This window comes from Methylosinus sp. DMC45, assembly GCF_056313885.1.
This window is the reverse complement of record NZ_JBQUZK010000033.1, coordinates 151,082-164,476: the sequence shown is the minus strand read 5'-3', so window position 1 is coordinate 164,476 and position 13,395 is coordinate 151,082. Positions and strand designations below refer to the sequence as shown.

17 protein-coding genes are annotated in these 13,395 nt (G+C 59.4%); 16 read left to right on the top strand and 1 reads right to left on the bottom strand.

What is annotated here, in order from left to right:
• Positions 1–290 precede the first annotated feature (290 nt).
• From ACT53T_RS07650 to ACT53T_RS07585, 14 genes are all read left to right on the top strand, one after another.
• Positions 291–1,580, top strand: coding sequence for a tyrosine-type recombinase/integrase (locus ACT53T_RS07650; RefSeq protein WP_476160766.1), 1,290 nt, complete (start codon positions 291–293; stop codon positions 1,578–1,580).
• Entirely contained in the window at positions 1,577–2,284 is a 708-nt protein-coding gene (locus tag ACT53T_RS07645) for a hypothetical protein (RefSeq protein ID WP_476160765.1), read from the top strand. Before ACT53T_RS07650 ends, ACT53T_RS07645 begins: the two co-directional genes overlap by 4 nt.
• Before the next feature lie 116 nt (positions 2,285–2,400).
• Positions 2,401–2,646: a hypothetical protein gene (locus ACT53T_RS07640; protein ID WP_476160764.1), complete on the top strand. Its 246-nt coding sequence runs from the start codon at positions 2,401–2,403 to the stop codon at positions 2,644–2,646.
• 182 nt (positions 2,647–2,828) lie between these two features.
• Positions 2,829–3,332 (top strand): hypothetical protein, encoded by a 504-nt coding sequence (locus tag ACT53T_RS07635; protein WP_476160763.1) that lies wholly within the window; start codon positions 2,829–2,831, stop codon positions 3,330–3,332.
• On the top strand, positions 3,329–4,018 hold the full coding sequence (locus ACT53T_RS07630) for a hypothetical protein (protein ID WP_476160762.1): 690 nt from the start codon (positions 3,329–3,331) through the stop codon (positions 4,016–4,018). The genes ACT53T_RS07635 and ACT53T_RS07630 overlap by 4 nt, the downstream gene beginning before the upstream one ends.
• Before the next feature lie 128 nt (positions 4,019–4,146).
• Positions 4,147–4,314, top strand: a complete 168-nt coding sequence (locus ACT53T_RS07625) for a hypothetical protein (protein ID WP_476160761.1) — start codon at positions 4,147–4,149, stop codon at positions 4,312–4,314.
• Positions 4,311–5,480 carry an AAA family ATPase gene (locus ACT53T_RS07620; protein ID WP_476160760.1) on the top strand — a complete coding sequence of 390 codons (1,170 nt, stop codon included), beginning with the start codon at positions 4,311–4,313 and terminating at the stop codon, positions 5,478–5,480. Before ACT53T_RS07625 ends, ACT53T_RS07620 begins: the two co-directional genes overlap by 4 nt.
• Before the next feature lie 16 nt (positions 5,481–5,496).
• A complete protein-coding gene (locus ACT53T_RS07615) occupies positions 5,497–5,928 on the top strand; it encodes a hypothetical protein (RefSeq protein WP_476160759.1) in 432 nt (143 codons plus the stop codon).
• Between the two features lie 508 nt (positions 5,929–6,436).
• A complete protein-coding gene (locus ACT53T_RS07610) occupies positions 6,437–6,928 on the top strand; it encodes a hypothetical protein (RefSeq protein ID WP_476160758.1) in 492 nt (163 codons plus the stop codon).
• Between the two features lie 60 nt (positions 6,929–6,988).
• Positions 6,989–7,717, top strand: a complete 729-nt coding sequence (locus tag ACT53T_RS07605) for a hypothetical protein (protein WP_476160757.1) — start codon at positions 6,989–6,991, stop codon at positions 7,715–7,717.
• Positions 7,714–8,514 carry an HK97 family phage prohead protease gene (locus ACT53T_RS07600; RefSeq protein ID WP_476160756.1) on the top strand — a complete coding sequence of 267 codons (801 nt, stop codon included), beginning with the start codon at positions 7,714–7,716 and terminating at the stop codon, positions 8,512–8,514. Before ACT53T_RS07605 ends, ACT53T_RS07600 begins: the two co-directional genes overlap by 4 nt.
• On the top strand, positions 8,511–8,738 hold the full coding sequence (locus ACT53T_RS07595; protein ID WP_476160755.1) for a hypothetical protein: 228 nt from the start codon (positions 8,511–8,513) through the stop codon (positions 8,736–8,738). Before ACT53T_RS07600 ends, ACT53T_RS07595 begins: the two co-directional genes overlap by 4 nt.
• A gap of 571 nt (positions 8,739–9,309) precedes the next feature.
• Positions 9,310–9,966: a hypothetical protein gene (locus ACT53T_RS07590; RefSeq protein WP_476160754.1), complete on the top strand. Its 657-nt coding sequence runs from the start codon at positions 9,310–9,312 to the stop codon at positions 9,964–9,966.
• A 285-nt stretch (positions 9,967–10,251) separates the two neighbouring features.
• Complete coding sequence (locus tag ACT53T_RS07585) at positions 10,252–11,154, top strand: hypothetical protein (RefSeq protein ID WP_476160753.1); 903 nt, start codon at positions 10,252–10,254, stop codon at positions 11,152–11,154.
• 52 nt (positions 11,155–11,206) lie between these two features.
• Here ACT53T_RS07585 and ACT53T_RS07580 read toward each other — a convergent pair whose 3' ends face one another.
• Positions 11,207–11,455: a helix-turn-helix domain-containing protein gene (locus ACT53T_RS07580; protein ID WP_476160752.1), complete on the bottom strand. Its 249-nt coding sequence runs from the start codon at positions 11,453–11,455 to the stop codon at positions 11,207–11,209.
• Between the two features lie 338 nt (positions 11,456–11,793).
• On the opposite strand from ACT53T_RS07580, the gene ACT53T_RS07575 reads away from it, so the two are divergent.
• Positions 11,794–12,033 (top strand): hypothetical protein, encoded by a 240-nt coding sequence (locus tag ACT53T_RS07575; protein WP_476160751.1) that lies wholly within the window; start codon positions 11,794–11,796, stop codon positions 12,031–12,033.
• A gap of 39 nt (positions 12,034–12,072) precedes the next feature.
• A complete protein-coding gene (locus tag ACT53T_RS07570) occupies positions 12,073–12,954 on the top strand; it encodes a hypothetical protein (RefSeq protein WP_476160750.1) in 882 nt (293 codons plus the stop codon).
• Positions 12,955–13,395 lie beyond the last annotated feature (441 nt).

Below are 13,395 nucleotides of genomic sequence, written 5' to 3'. Positions count from 1 at the left end.
CCGACGCTCGACGGGAATGTTCGCGATGGATGTGATCGTGCCGTTCACGCTGAAGTGACGGAAGCGCGTCTCGAGCGGCTGGCGACCCCGGTAGGATTCGAACCTACGACCTACTGCTTCGAAGGCAGGAAAGTGGGCCGGACAGGGCAAGCCAAAGGCAGACGCTCTAACCTGATTTGTCCCATATATCGCTTGTGATGTGTCACCATGTCCGCTAGTGACTAGGACATAGGGTAACGACCCGAGACACGTCGATTTCGTTACCCGGCCGATACCCGGGAACAAAACAGATGGCCCGACCTCTCACAGTCGTCGCGATCGAAAAGACCAAGCCCGAGGCGGCCCGGCGCGAAATTCCCGACGGGCTCGTCCGTGGCCTTTACCTCGTAATACAACCCTCGGGCTCGCGCTCCTGGGCTGTCCGCTATCGCTTCCTCGGGGCGCCACGGAAGCTCACTCTCGGGACATATCCCGCCATCGACCTGAAGGCCGCGCGCGAGCTGGCGAGCGCCGCCCTCGTCGCCGTGGCACGTGGTGAAGACCCCGGCGAACAGAAGCAAGAGGCGCGGCGCCAAGCCGCCGCCGCCCGGCCGGCTCACGACCTGATCGAAAACGTTTGCGTCTCCTACATCGATCGGCAAGCGAAGCCGAACACGCGCGAGGCGTCATGGCGGGAGGTCGAGCGCATCCTGAACAAGGAAATCGTCCCGGCATGGCGCGGCCGTCGCCTCGGCGATATCACGCGCGCCGACCTCCACGCGCTGCTCGACGGGATTGTCGATCGCCCTGCCCCGATCCTCGCCAACCGCACGCTCGCGGCCTTCCGCCGCGTCTGCAACTGGGCGATCGGCCGCGGGATAATCGAGGCCTCCCCCTGCGACCGCGTGAAGGCGCCAGTCGCCGAGACGAGCCGAGACCGTGTGCTGTCCGATGACGAGCTGCGGCTTACCTGGGGCGCGTTCGACGGCGCCGGCTGGCCGTTCGGCCCGATCGGGAAGCTTCTCCTCCTCACGGGTGCCCGGCGAGATGAGGTTGCGCATCTGTGCTGGGGCGAGGTCGACCTCGCCGGCAAGCTGTGGACGATTCCGAAGGAGCGATCGAAGAACGGTGCCGCCCATGAAATCCCGCTTTCAGACGCCGCCGTCGCGATCCTGAAGGGCGTTCCCAAGATCGAAGGCGGTAAGGACGCGCCTGGCTACGTGTTCACGACCACCGGCAAGACGCCCGTATCCGGCTTCAGCAAGGCGAAGGATCAATTCGACGGCGCGATTCTCGAGGCGATGCAGGTCACCTCGGCTGACCCGGAAAAGGTGAAGGCGCCGGCGCGTTGGACGCTGCACGACCTCCGGCGCACTTGCGCCAGCGGCATGGCCGGGCTCGGGATTGCGCCTCACGTCGTCGAGGCCGTGCTTAACCACAAGAGTGGAGCCATCAAGGGCGTCGCTGCGGTCTACAACCGCTACTCATACAGCACCGAAAAGCGTGCGGCGCTCGACGCATGGGCGCGACGACTCGACGCGATCGTGACTAGGCGAGCGCCGGAGAACGTCGTCCCGATAAAGAAGCGGGGGCGGCGATGACGAGTTCGACGGACAATGACTACATTGCAGAATTTCATAAGAGGCACGTCGCATTAATAGAGGCGCTCGCCGGTAAATTCGTCGCCCATGGCTTTAAGCGGCCGAGCGACCGTGAATTGAGAATAATTGCGACCTTCGACCACTATATTAGCGAAGATGTTCTTGTTCAGGACAAGGGTGGCAACGGTAGAACAAATACACGTGATCCGGTCGAAAAGCTCTTTGCTGCGCTTGAAGAAGCACGCCGGGCATATAATGAATGTTTCGACACATCTGAAATCGAGTCACCTCCTGGCCGCCTCAACGTTGCTCGCGTGTTGATTGAACATGTCGGGGCTGCCGATATCGATCCATTTGGATTCGGTTCTGAGATGTATTTCCTTTCGACATTTGTAGAAGAGGCTCTGAGAACGGGAAGGGTCTCTCAGAAGCGAGAACCGAATTATGCTTACGACGATTTTATAGAGCGCGTATGGAGCGCTTGCGAGCCGGCCCCGCGCGATCGAGCGCAAATCGTTTCGCTTCTTCTCGCTTGCGAAATCGCTTTGCCGAAATCGTATTGGTGTTCGATGAAGGCGACGGTTGGAGATCGTTTCGACGCTTTCGTCGCGCGTATCACAGAACGCGATGCGCTCGCGCGTGAATTGCGGCATGACTCCGGCGGAGGTATTGGCCTCCCTGGAGCTGACGCGAAGGATGCATAACACATTGATATAAAATATGGAAAATGTCGCCGAACTTTCCGACATTTTCCACTTCTGATTGAGGCTAATCCGCCTCCATCCTCGTCATGTCACGTCACACATGGACGAGGAACTCAATGTCTAACCCACCCGACTTTCCGCAGGCCATCCGGCTCAACGGCCGGCTCTATTTCCGCCGCCACGACCTCGAGCGTTACAAGCGTGCCATCATGGTCGCCGCCGGCGTCGTGAAGCCCGGCGAACCGGAGCCGGACCTCGGCCGTGAAGAGCTGGTGAATGCCGGCGACGCCGCCAAGGAACTCGGCTTCGGACGCCGCACGATCGGCCGCCGCATTGCCGGCAAGCAGACGGAGGCCGCGTGAATCATGGCCTCAAAAACGTCGAAGCCGGCCGCCTTGGGAGCGGGCCGGCCTCGGAACTGTGATCACGTTGGCGCGCTGATCGGTTCCGAGAATATCTCTCCCGCTCCCGACCATCAAGGTTTTCGTGTCGCGCCGCCTGCGGCGCGCGTGGTCGCCTCTCTTGCCTTCGGGGAGGCGCATTGATGGCGAACCTCATCGGAATCGATATCGGCGTGAAGGGCGCGCTGGCGCTCCTCTCGCCGAACGGCGACCTTCTCGATGTCGCGGACATGCCGACGCTCGAGGATGGGCCGAAAGGCCGGCCTGCCGTCAATCCGCCGTTGCTCGCCGAGTTGGTCTACAAATGGCACGCCGGACACGCCTTCATTGAATATGTCGGCGCTCGGCCGGGTGAAGGCGCAGTCGGCGCGTTCGCTTTCGGCCGCAGCCGCGGCGTTGTCGAGGGCGTTCTCGGCGCCTGCGGTGTTCCGGCGACGCATATCACGCCGCCGACCTGGAAGCGCCTTGTCGGCATTCCCGCGGGCAAGGATGGCGCGAAGGACGCGGCGCGCTCCGAGGCTATCAGACGCTGGCCTGCCCAGGCCGGTCTCTTCGCCCGTGTCAGGGATGACGGTCGCGCCGAGGCCGCGCTCATCGCTGTCGCGGGCCTCGCGAAAATCACCAACATCACGGGAGGCGCCGGATGACGATCGCGGATCCCCGCCTCTCTCGGTTGGTGAAGATGCTCGCCCTACATGACGACCCCGCCGCGACGGAGGGCGAGCGCGCAGCCTGCCGTCATCTCGGCGGGAAGCTCGCCGCCGACCTCGGAATCGAATTCTCGCGAGAGGCGATCGAATGGGCCGGTGGTTTCGAACACCAGAAACGCCGGGCCTCCTCCTACGATTTCGACGTCGATGCCTGGGTTCGCGAATGGATGACGAAGACGCCGGAGCAGCGACAGGCGGAAACTCGCGCAATGGAGGAGAGGTTCCGTCAGTGGGAAGAAAGAGACCGAAAGCGCACGGAAGAGCGCCGCGCCGCCGAGGAAGAGCGCGCGCGCCAGAAAGCGGAATTCGACGAAGCGATCCGTCGCCGGCGCGAAGAAGAGTCCGCAGTCAAGGAGGCGGAGAAGCAGGCGGAAATCGCCGAGCGCGAGCGCTTGCGAGGTGTGAAGGCCGGGACCGAGCCGCCACAGTGGGATGACCTTGAAGACGATCACCTCGAATGGCTCGACCGCATCGAAGAACTCGACCTATCGGACGATGATCGCGCGATGATCGGCCGGATTCGATCCGGTGTCAGAAATCAGTGCCTCGGTATCTACGGAGAGGCCATCAAGCGGATCAACGCAATGATGGCGCGCGCTGCGGAGATGGGGGTGCGCGCATGAGCCAGGACCCCGTTTTGGCCGAGGTCGCGCGCGCCTATCGCGATAGTCTTCCCCTGCGCGCTCGCCGACAGCCCGTGCCGAGAAGCGATGAATTGTCTCACATGCTGCAGAGATCCGCGATCTCTGAAATGACCGCTCGCGTGCCGCTCGACATCCTGGCGATGAACGCCGCCTTGGAATGGGGCGACGACGCTTCCGCGTTCGAATTTTTCGCCAGCGTCGTCGCGCAAATTCGCGCCGCGGTGCCTGTGATGAAGGAACTGCGCGCCGCAACAAGAGAGGAGCAGCGGGAATGAGCCGCCGCTTCTCCGACGACGACTTCGATGCTCTCGGCTCGACGCTGTATGACGCGCCGACGCCAGAGGAGCCGGCGGGATTTTTCCACCCGCCGAGCGCGTTGACGGCGACGCAATTGTCGCCGTTGAAAATTATTCGTCCTGAAGAATGGCGTGGAATCTCTATTCCCGACCGCAAATTTGTCGTGCCCGGAATGGTCCCGTGCGGCGTCGTCACTGGCCTCTATGGACCGCCCGGAAAGGGAAAATCGACGCTCGCTATGCAGCTTCAAGGCGCAACAGCGATCGGCGGCGAATGGTGCGGACGCATTGTCGAGCCAGTCAAATCTGTCGGCGTCTATTGCGAGGACGACGAAGACGAACTGATGCGCCGGTGGCGACGCATCGACGATCACATGCAGATTGGCGATGATGATGCCCGAAACGCGCGCATGGTTTCGCGCCTCGGCGACGACAACATTCTCGCGACATTTACCAGAACGGGCAAGATCGAGTTGACGCCGCTGCATAAGCAGGTGGTAGAGTTTGCAAAGGACGAACATGCCGAGCTTGTCATCTTCGACACGGTGTCCGACGGCTTCGCCGGCAACGAAAACGATCGTTCTCACGTGCGGCAATTTGTACAATTCGCGCTCGGGAAGATCGCGCGCGATATCGGCGGAGCCCTGGTGTTTCTCGCGCATCCCTCCCGTGCCGGAATTGCCGATGGAAGCGGCCAAAGCGGTTCGACTGGTTGGGAAGGAACACTCCGGTCGCGCCTCTATTTTCGCGACGAAGATGCGCCCGACGGCGCAATGCCCGACAAGGATGCGCGCATTATGAGCGTCGCCAAGGCCAACTACTCGGCAAGCGGAATCGATATTCCGATGCGCTACTCGAACGGCGTTTTCGTGCCCGACCATCCATCCGGCAATGCATTCCGCCCGCCTGTGGAAGACGTCTTCCTGTCCATCCTCGACGCTCTCGCTCTGCAAGATCGCCCCGTCTCGGCGAGCAGGAACGCCGGCAACTATGCGCCAAAGGAGTTCGCACGGAGCGAGTTGCGCCAAGGATATCACAAGGCCGATTTCGAGAGGGCGATGGAACGTCTTTTCTCGCGTCGGGCTATTCGAAACGAACAATACGGACGACGATCCGATGAGCGCTTCAAGATCATTCGCACTTAAAAACGGAGTCTGCAGCATGTCGCAACATTGGTTCTGGGTGACTCGTCGCGCAAATTTCGACGAGCCTGTCGGGGACGCATTCATCATCGAAAATGGGCAACCCGCGCTATGGGAGCGAGTACGAAGAGAGTTCGGAGATGATCGATTTTGCTATTGGAACGCTGTGCATCCCGGCAGGGAGAGTCCTACCATAGAAGACATTCTAGACATCATTCTAACCGTCGAGATTTGCTACGGCGTGAATCGAAATCGCTTCGTCATGGAGGCGGCGAAAATTCCCGTTTTCGCCCGCTTCCTTCGCAACGCTCGCGCCGATCTTTGCAACTACGTCTCGAACCCAGCTTGGACCGGAAAACAAATCGCCGTCGCCGCATACTCGGACGATGAAATGAAAAGGCTCGGCACCATCGTCAGCCGAACACTCGGATGTGCCGATGATTGGTACTAACCACAACGGCGCGGCGGTGTGCGGCGGTTCTGCGGCGGTCTGCGGCGGTTCCTCGATTTTGGCAACCGCCGCACGACCTTGCACTCTTGAAAACAATCGCTTGCGGCGGTTCCGCGGCGGTTCTTTGCGGCGGTCTGCGGCGGTCCTTGGAAACCCGCGTTTCACGGGGATGCGGCGGTCCTGCGGCGGTGTGCGGTGGTCCCCCCCCATACCCCCCATGGCGCTCATGCGCGCCGCCTTTGGGGCGGCTGCAGCGCCGGCAGGGTGTTTCACAGTCGGACGTGTGGATACCATGTAGGGGGTAAAAATCCCGAACCGCTTGGGGAGCGCACACCGGCATAGGGCTCACGCAGAGACTCCCACCGCAGGAAATCAAACAGGCCTCGCATCCTTTGAAATCACTTCGGTCTATCCTATTGTAATTGCGTGCTTTTTGTCAATTTGAAAGCCCGTCTGATTTCGGGCTGCCCATTTAATCAGCAAAGAGCGCGAAACAGGCGAAAAATCCATGAAAAATCATGATTTTGCTCCCTTTGAAAAAATCACTTCTGACGATGGCGCTTCGTGCAAATTCTCCGACGCTCCGGCGACGCCGCTCGACGCAATGCGAATTCTCCGACGATTGCGAGAACGCCTCGGCGTGTCAGATCGCGAAAGCAAATGGTTCGCTGGCGCGCTGGAAAATTACGAGCGTCTCGCTCCTTACGGTGAGACGCTCGAAAATGCGCTCTCGCTTGCAGGTGTCGGCCGCGGCGCCTGGTGGAACCAGGAACGTCGAGAATTACGAGACGAAGCCATCAGGGCTCTGGCAGGTTTCGGCTATTCGGCCACGGAGATCGCAACCAAGATCGCACGTCGCGCCGCGCTGCGGGATCGATCCGCTCGCGTGGCGGCCAGAGCCGAGGATCAATTGCTCGACAAGATTTGTGAATTCGACCCTCCGACAAGCGTCAAGCAGATTCGCAACATACTGAATTGCCGGGTAGACCCAGGGAAATGAAATAGGCCGTTTTCATTTCCGTCAGCTCGTGGCGTTCTCTGTGCTGAAGGAGATTTTCGGATGTCGAAACAAATTACAGATGCTGATGTTCTTGCGGCGCTCAAAGATGGCCCCGAAGGCAAGGCGATCATCAAACGCCGCGAACGCGAGCGCGCCGCGGAAGTGAAAAACTTGATCGCGCGGCGCAGCGAGATCGATGTCGAATTCGCGACGGAGTTTCCGAAGCTCGAGGCCGCGCAGCATGACGCAGAAGAGAAGTTTCGCCTCGTCGCCGAACAGCTCGAGGAAGCTCGGCGTCACGCCAAAACCGCTTACTGGGAGCGCAGCAAATTTCAAAGGCGGACGGGCGATGAGATCGGCCGCATCAACGATCGCCTCATGGAGCTCGCCAATCCGTTGCTCTCCGAATTTGTCGACGAGCTGAGAGCGCTCGCACAGGCTGCTGGCAAGACGCCTCTGGCGCGGGAGCAACGGGTCATTGATGTCAATCGCAAGTCCGCAACCCAAGAGCTAACGAGTGGCCCGGCGCGAAAAGCGTGTGTCGTCTTCGTCGATCGGATCATATCTGCGTTGCAGTCTCTCGTCTTCGACGGTCTCGATTCTGACGAGAATCTCCGCCTCGTCTATGACGCTGGCCGCAATGCATTGCCGTCGCCGTCGTTCACGACGATGGTCTATGACAGCTCGCGCCCGGACAAAGGCGAGAGGCTTTTTGAGCAGGCTCTCGAAGAGTTTTCAGTGGCGCTCGATGCGGCGCTCGACGCGGCAAAGCAGGAAATCCGAAAATGACGAAGACGATCTACCAGCGGCTCGCGTCTGGCCAAGCGCAGAAGAGCGCGTCGGGCTCCGCCGAACCCGCGCCGGCTGGCAGCTGCGGACGGCTTCCCTTCGTCTTCTCGACGTCCGACGTCGCGAGAGACAATCACGTCATTCGCGCGGGCGCCTTTATCGCCAACTGGCGCGGCAAGGGAACGGATGGCCTCGCGTCATTCAAGCGCAACCCGGTCATTCTGGAAGCGCACGACGTCACGAAGCGCGCTGTCGGCCGTGCTGTCGATCTGTCTGAAACGCGCGATGGCAAACTTCTCGGCGCCGTCGACTTCGCCGATACTGAAGCCGGAAGAGAGCTGTTCGCGCTGTATTCTGGCGCATTTCAGAGCGCATGTAGCATTTCCTGGCTTCCGATCGAAAGCAAGCCCGCGCGAGATCGCGGATATGGCGCGCTGGATTTTGTCCGCGTCGAACTCCTAGAAATTTCGCTCGTGGCCGTTCCGTGCGACCCCAACGCCCTTGTCGCAGGGAGAGCCATCAGGCCCGCTTTCCGCGCCGACGTGTCGTCGTCTCTCTTCGACGAGTTCGCGACCGAGGCAAAAAAGCGAGGCGCCGCGCACATGGCAAAATATCTGATCGGTGCTGGAGGTAGAGATTTGGACAAAAGAGAATTCCTCGCGTGCGTCGATGCGTCGCGTAGTGAACTCTTGGCTCGCTGCACTGTGGCCGGCATGTCATCAAACCAACGAGCACAGATCGAAGCGCTATTCGATTGCCCGCTTGCGAGTCGCCTCGAAAAGTTGAGGCAATCATGACCGCAGAACTCGCGCATTTTTGCCGGGCTGCGATGGCCGGCTTTGTTGAAGGCGGGATGACGATCGAGGCGGCGCGAAGCGTCGTGAACGCCGTGTGTTCCGACATTTCCCCCCTGGTCGGCAACGAAATGACAAAAGATGCCTTGCGCACCTTCGCCCTGGCGCTCGACCACGAGGCACATCGCTACGTCGAGCGTCTGGGCCCTGAAGCCTTCCGAGCCTAGCGGTAGGCGCGGCGGGGGTAAATTTCCCTGACCCTTTAGGGGCCGCGCATCGGCAGGGATCTCACGCGGAGATTTTTTCGGCCGCCAGGAAATTTCAGAAATTTCTCCAAAACACCCGAAAAAAGCGAGGCGATCCCATGCCCTGTAGAGATAACGGCGCTCGACCGTCGATCGTAGAAAGTCGAGAAAAGTGGCGCTTCGATCAGGTCGAGCTGCGTCGCGCCATCGGCCAGTTTCTGCGTCAGAACCGCAATTGCGCGTGTGGACAGCCGGCGGCGCGCGTCGTGCTACCAAAATCGCTCGAGCCGCAGATCGTGGCGAACCGGAGAACGTGGCGCGCCGTGTGCATAACATGCGTGGATAATCCCTGACGGTCGCGCGCGGCAAAGTGCTCGGCCGCGACCTAAAGGCCATTGGTCGCACCTCTCTCGACGCGCTGGCTGATTGTCTTGGCGCACTACATCTATCGCTTTGTCAGCCTCACAAAAGGGCCGAGTGCCTTGATGGCGGCGGCTTGTGGGTCTATCACCCTGGACTGCTCATGAGTCTATGCTCAAATTCGGATTGGCCGATGTTCCTCGTTCCGGAAGAAACATCCCTTGTCGTCGCAGGGGCTTGGAATCCTGCAATTCTCACCCCTGACTGGGTATTAAAGTTTGGTTTGCAGAAACCGGAGAGCGGTCGCGTTCAAGCCTTTTTTCCCGCGGGAATTGGAGGGATTTTTGAATTTCCCCGCTTCCAGCTAGAAGGCGACTTTTCGTTCATGATCCGGCCAGACGCACTGGTGGTCACGCCTGCACAACCAACGGACGAGAAGCTAGAACTGGCTGAAGACTCGGTTTCCCGAATGGTTAGCATTTTAAAACATACCCCGGTCACTGGAGTCGGACATAATTTTGAATTCCGTGACACCTCTCCCAAAATCGAGTATTTAGAAACATTTACACTGGCTCGTCAGGATATCGTTGAGGCGATCGACAATGACTGGAGGCCTGCTGTGACTTCTCTTAACACAAGCCTCTCGAAGCAAAGTGGTAATATTGTCGTCAACATTGGTAGAAGCCTTGATGCAAATACACTATCTGTTAAATTCAATTTCCATCACCCCGTTAATAACATAGATGACGTATTAAAAATATTAAGTGGTGGCGATGGTTACTCAAGAATGGCAGCAAATCTGCGGTTTGCGAAAGCCATTATAAACAAGATCTATGGGGAATGCGCATGAGTACAAAGGGGGACACAAAGCCCGTGACCGCAATGTCAATAGGGGAGTGGAACGAGTGGCGCGACGTCCCTCGAATGCGGTGTTCGACGGATACGTTGGGGCACGGCAGCGACGATTATGTTTTCGTTCAGGCCAAAGCGGCGCCCGGTAGAGGGGCTTGGGTCGTCAGAGTGGATCCGTCCTCGGTTGAACGAAAGCTGCTCATTCGGCGCATGAATAATGAGCTGAAGGGCAAAACGATCGTTGGGCGGACAGGAAAATTTTAGCGATTTCCCGGCGTGTAATATGCATATCACTTATAACCTCGAAGGCTTAGACAAGACTGAGCTAATGCAGGGCGACGTTCTTGAGCGAACGGACGCCCTCAACGCGCTTCTTAAAGACGTTCATCCACACTTCTACGCAGGCAGTAAGAATCTATATTTTATGATTTTAACGCAAAGCTGTGACCTTGTTCCGCGCGAGGGGCATTGTAAGGCTCCATACATTTCTCTTGCCCCGGTCCGATCGCTCGACTGGTTATTGGACAGGTATGTTTCCGGATTGTCGTCAAAAAATGTTCGCGCTGCTTTGCCGGTGGTTGCAAATAAAAACAAACAAAAAGCGCGGGAGTTTTTACAGAGACTTATCAATAATAACGAGACGGGGTATTTCTTCCTTGATGAAGAAAGCGCTCCAATTGAATGCAATTGCATTGCAGTATTGGGTCTATCGATTGCCATCAAGGCTAATGTGCATTACAAAACCTGCCTGGATGCAAAAATATTGCAGTTAAATGATAATTTTCAATCAAAACTCGGCTGGCTTGTTGGGCAACAATACTCACGCGTTGGCACTCAGGATTGGCCGGTTGATTTTGTTAATAATAAGATAAAGAATATAATTTCTGATATAGCTATTTGGGTTGATGATAAGAAGCTGAAAGAGATCGAGGACGCCTATAGATTGATGCAGTCGTCCTCAACTTGTCACAGAGTAGATAGAATAGACAGAATAATTGACGCAGATGAGATAAATAAAGCCGTAAAGGCGCTTCCGACTCAAAAGCAGGCGATCCTCGACGAGGTAATTCGTGTTGTAAAAGGCATCACTGGTCCTGATGTTGCCGAAAAGATTCGACAAAGACTCTCCTCAGATGCGGGCTTAAATTCGCTTCTTGGAAACAATTCATTTTTAGGCGATCCATAGACAAGGTGCTGGGTTTCCTTTGCATCGGCCTACGCAAATGTCGCGCTTACTCTTACCTCTTCCGCAGCCTCACGCCCGGCCCTTCCCCGTTCTCGTCGACGAAGATCACGCCAGCGGCCTCAAGGGCGGCGATGATTTTCGCCGCGGTATCGGCGCGGCCGCCCAGTTCACCGTCCTGGGACTCGAGGCGTTTGATGGTCGGCTCGGAAACCTCGGACGCCGCCGCGAGGTCGGACTGCGACCATGCGAGCATCGAGCGCGCTGCCTTCACCTGACGAATTGATACTTTTCGTATTGACAAGCGCCGGCCTCCTAATCGATACTGAAAGTATCACAGGCCATTCGCCTGAGCAACCGCCGCCGGGGAGCAGTTTCCGGCGATCGGCGGAGCTTTGCCCGAGGAATTTTCGTCATGCATTGGAAAATCGCGGCCGAATTGCTGTTCCTCGCGCCCTTCGCTGTGGTGGCGCTCCCCTTCTTCGCCGTTGAGACGGTTCGCGCCGTGGCTGCCGTTCGCGCCGAGCGCGGGTGATCGCGAAGAGACGCCAACCTCGCGCCGCGTGACGATGGAGCGGATCGGCGCTCCCTTTTTTTGCCGATCGCCGCCGCCGGATTTTCCGGCGAATTAGGAGAAAAAACATGCAGCATACCCTTCCCCCGCCCGTCGATCTTCATGACCCCGACGTGACCGTGCAGGATATGGAGTTTCACGTCCGGCGCGCATCGCATTTCGCGCGTCTGCTCTTCCAGCTGACCCGCTCGCCCGACGTCGATTTTTCTGACCAGAGAGACCGCGACGCCCTGGGCGATATCGCCGACGAGATCGCCACTCACGCGAGCGCGGCCGAGCATCTTCTCGACGTCCCGACGTCCCGCTGACCTGATCCGCGCCCTGCGGCTTTTGAAGGAGCCCAAGCCGTGATTTTCTCCCGATGGTTCAAAGCCCAGGGTGCCGACTTCCTCGATATGCGCTTGAGGAAGCTCCCGGCCGGGCTCTTCAAGCATTTCTACTTCCTGCGATGCGTCGCCGCGTGCAACGGCGGCGCGACGCTCCCGCCGGTCGAGCGAATCGCCTTCCTGCTCGGCTCCCGCGTTCCCGCCGTCGAGCGTCGGCTGGCGGCTCTGGTCGCTGCCGGCCTTCTCGAGCAGCGGGACGGCGCGCTGGTGATCGTCGCCGAAGATGACGGCGTGAACCGAGAGCGCGAAAATCCGGCGGACGAGGATGGCGAGCGCGAGCCCTTGTCGGGCGCCGAGCGGACGCGCCGCTGGCGCGAGCGGCGCAATCAGGGGCAGGCCTGTGACGCGCCGCGCGATGTGACGGCGGTGGAGCGTGACGCGTTAGAAGAAGATCAAGAGGAAGAGATAGACTCTGCGCGCGTCACGCGCGGCGAGAGATCATTCGAGGAATTTTGGCAGGCCTTTCCCAAGCGAGACGGCGACAACCCCGAAGCGCCCGCCCGCGCCGCCTGGCGCAAGGCGCTCGCCGCCGGTGCCGATCCGGCCGAGATCATTGCCGGCGCCCGGGCCTATGGCGTCTCGACGGCTGACCGCGAGCGCCGATTCGTCGTCTCGGCGGCGCGTTGGCTGACCGAAGAGCGCTGGCGTGCCAGCGGCCTCCCGAAGCCTGCAGGCGGGACTGCGGCCGAGCTGCTGGGAGTATGGATCGAAGCCGGCTCGCGCGACTGGGGCCCGTGGGCGGAATGGTGGCGCGCGACTAAGGGAAAATCGCCGCCCATAGACGGCCGAGGAGGCTGGCGTTTCCCGTCCCTCGCGCCGCCTCCCGTGCGGGCCGCGGCGTGACCTCCGGTGACGACGCCTCGGCGGGCCTTCGAGCCGGTGTGTTGCATGCCCTTAGGACCGGTTGGGCGTATCGAATTGCCTTCTTCTCGTTCTTGCAGATCGAGCAAGTCTGCACACGGCGGTCGAACCCTGGCAGTTTTTCTAATTCTCGCGTTTTGTGGTTGGCGTGTTGCCTGACACTGAGGCCGAGGTTGTCAGCGATACAGTCGTCACATGCGGCCATTGGCGCCCGAGCGACGACAAAATCTCGCACCCGCTCTAAGACCGTCACTCGAGCCCCCATGCTTTGCGCCAAGCGTCGCATAAGAGGTTCGGACGGCGGCGAGTTGCCGTCAACGTCGGCAAAATACACTCACGGCTTCTCCTGTGCGCAATGGCCCGGTTCTGCCGAACAGCCGCGACGCTCTCGGGAAGCTCGATGATGATGAAAAGGGTCGGGGC

Excerpts from the sequence above, each read along its gene's own strand:
- ACT53T_RS07610 (WP_476160758.1), top strand. The coding sequence starts at position 6,437 with ATGAAAAATCATGATTTTGCTCCCTTTGAAAAAATCACTTCTGACGAT.
- ACT53T_RS07595 (WP_476160755.1), top strand. The coding sequence starts at position 8,511 with ATGACCGCAGAACTCGCGCATTTTTGCCGGGCTGCGATGGCCGGCTTT.
- ACT53T_RS07630 (WP_476160762.1), top strand. The coding sequence starts at position 3,329 with ATGACGATCGCGGATCCCCGCCTCTCTCGGTTGGTGAAGATGCTCGCC.
- ACT53T_RS07585 (WP_476160753.1), top strand. The coding sequence starts at position 10,252 with ATGCATATCACTTATAACCTCGAAGGCTTAGACAAGACTGAGCTAATG.
- ACT53T_RS07615 (WP_476160759.1), top strand. The coding sequence starts at position 5,497 with ATGTCGCAACATTGGTTCTGGGTGACTCGTCGCGCAAATTTCGACGAG.
- ACT53T_RS07635 (WP_476160763.1), top strand. The coding sequence starts at position 2,829 with ATGGCGAACCTCATCGGAATCGATATCGGCGTGAAGGGCGCGCTGGCG.
- ACT53T_RS07640 (WP_476160764.1), top strand. The coding sequence starts at position 2,401 with ATGTCTAACCCACCCGACTTTCCGCAGGCCATCCGGCTCAACGGCCGG.
- ACT53T_RS07575 (WP_476160751.1), top strand. The coding sequence starts at position 11,794 with ATGCAGCATACCCTTCCCCCGCCCGTCGATCTTCATGACCCCGACGTG.
- ACT53T_RS07625 (WP_476160761.1), top strand. The coding sequence starts at position 4,147 with ATGACCGCTCGCGTGCCGCTCGACATCCTGGCGATGAACGCCGCCTTG.
- ACT53T_RS07650 (WP_476160766.1), top strand. The coding sequence starts at position 291 with ATGGCCCGACCTCTCACAGTCGTCGCGATCGAAAAGACCAAGCCCGAG.
- ACT53T_RS07645 (WP_476160765.1), top strand. The coding sequence starts at position 1,577 with ATGACGAGTTCGACGGACAATGACTACATTGCAGAATTTCATAAGAGG.
- ACT53T_RS07620 (WP_476160760.1), top strand. The coding sequence starts at position 4,311 with ATGAGCCGCCGCTTCTCCGACGACGACTTCGATGCTCTCGGCTCGACG.
- ACT53T_RS07605 (WP_476160757.1), top strand. The coding sequence starts at position 6,989 with ATGTCGAAACAAATTACAGATGCTGATGTTCTTGCGGCGCTCAAAGAT.
- ACT53T_RS07590 (WP_476160754.1), top strand. The coding sequence starts at position 9,310 with ATGTTCCTCGTTCCGGAAGAAACATCCCTTGTCGTCGCAGGGGCTTGG.
- ACT53T_RS07600 (WP_476160756.1), top strand. The coding sequence starts at position 7,714 with ATGACGAAGACGATCTACCAGCGGCTCGCGTCTGGCCAAGCGCAGAAG.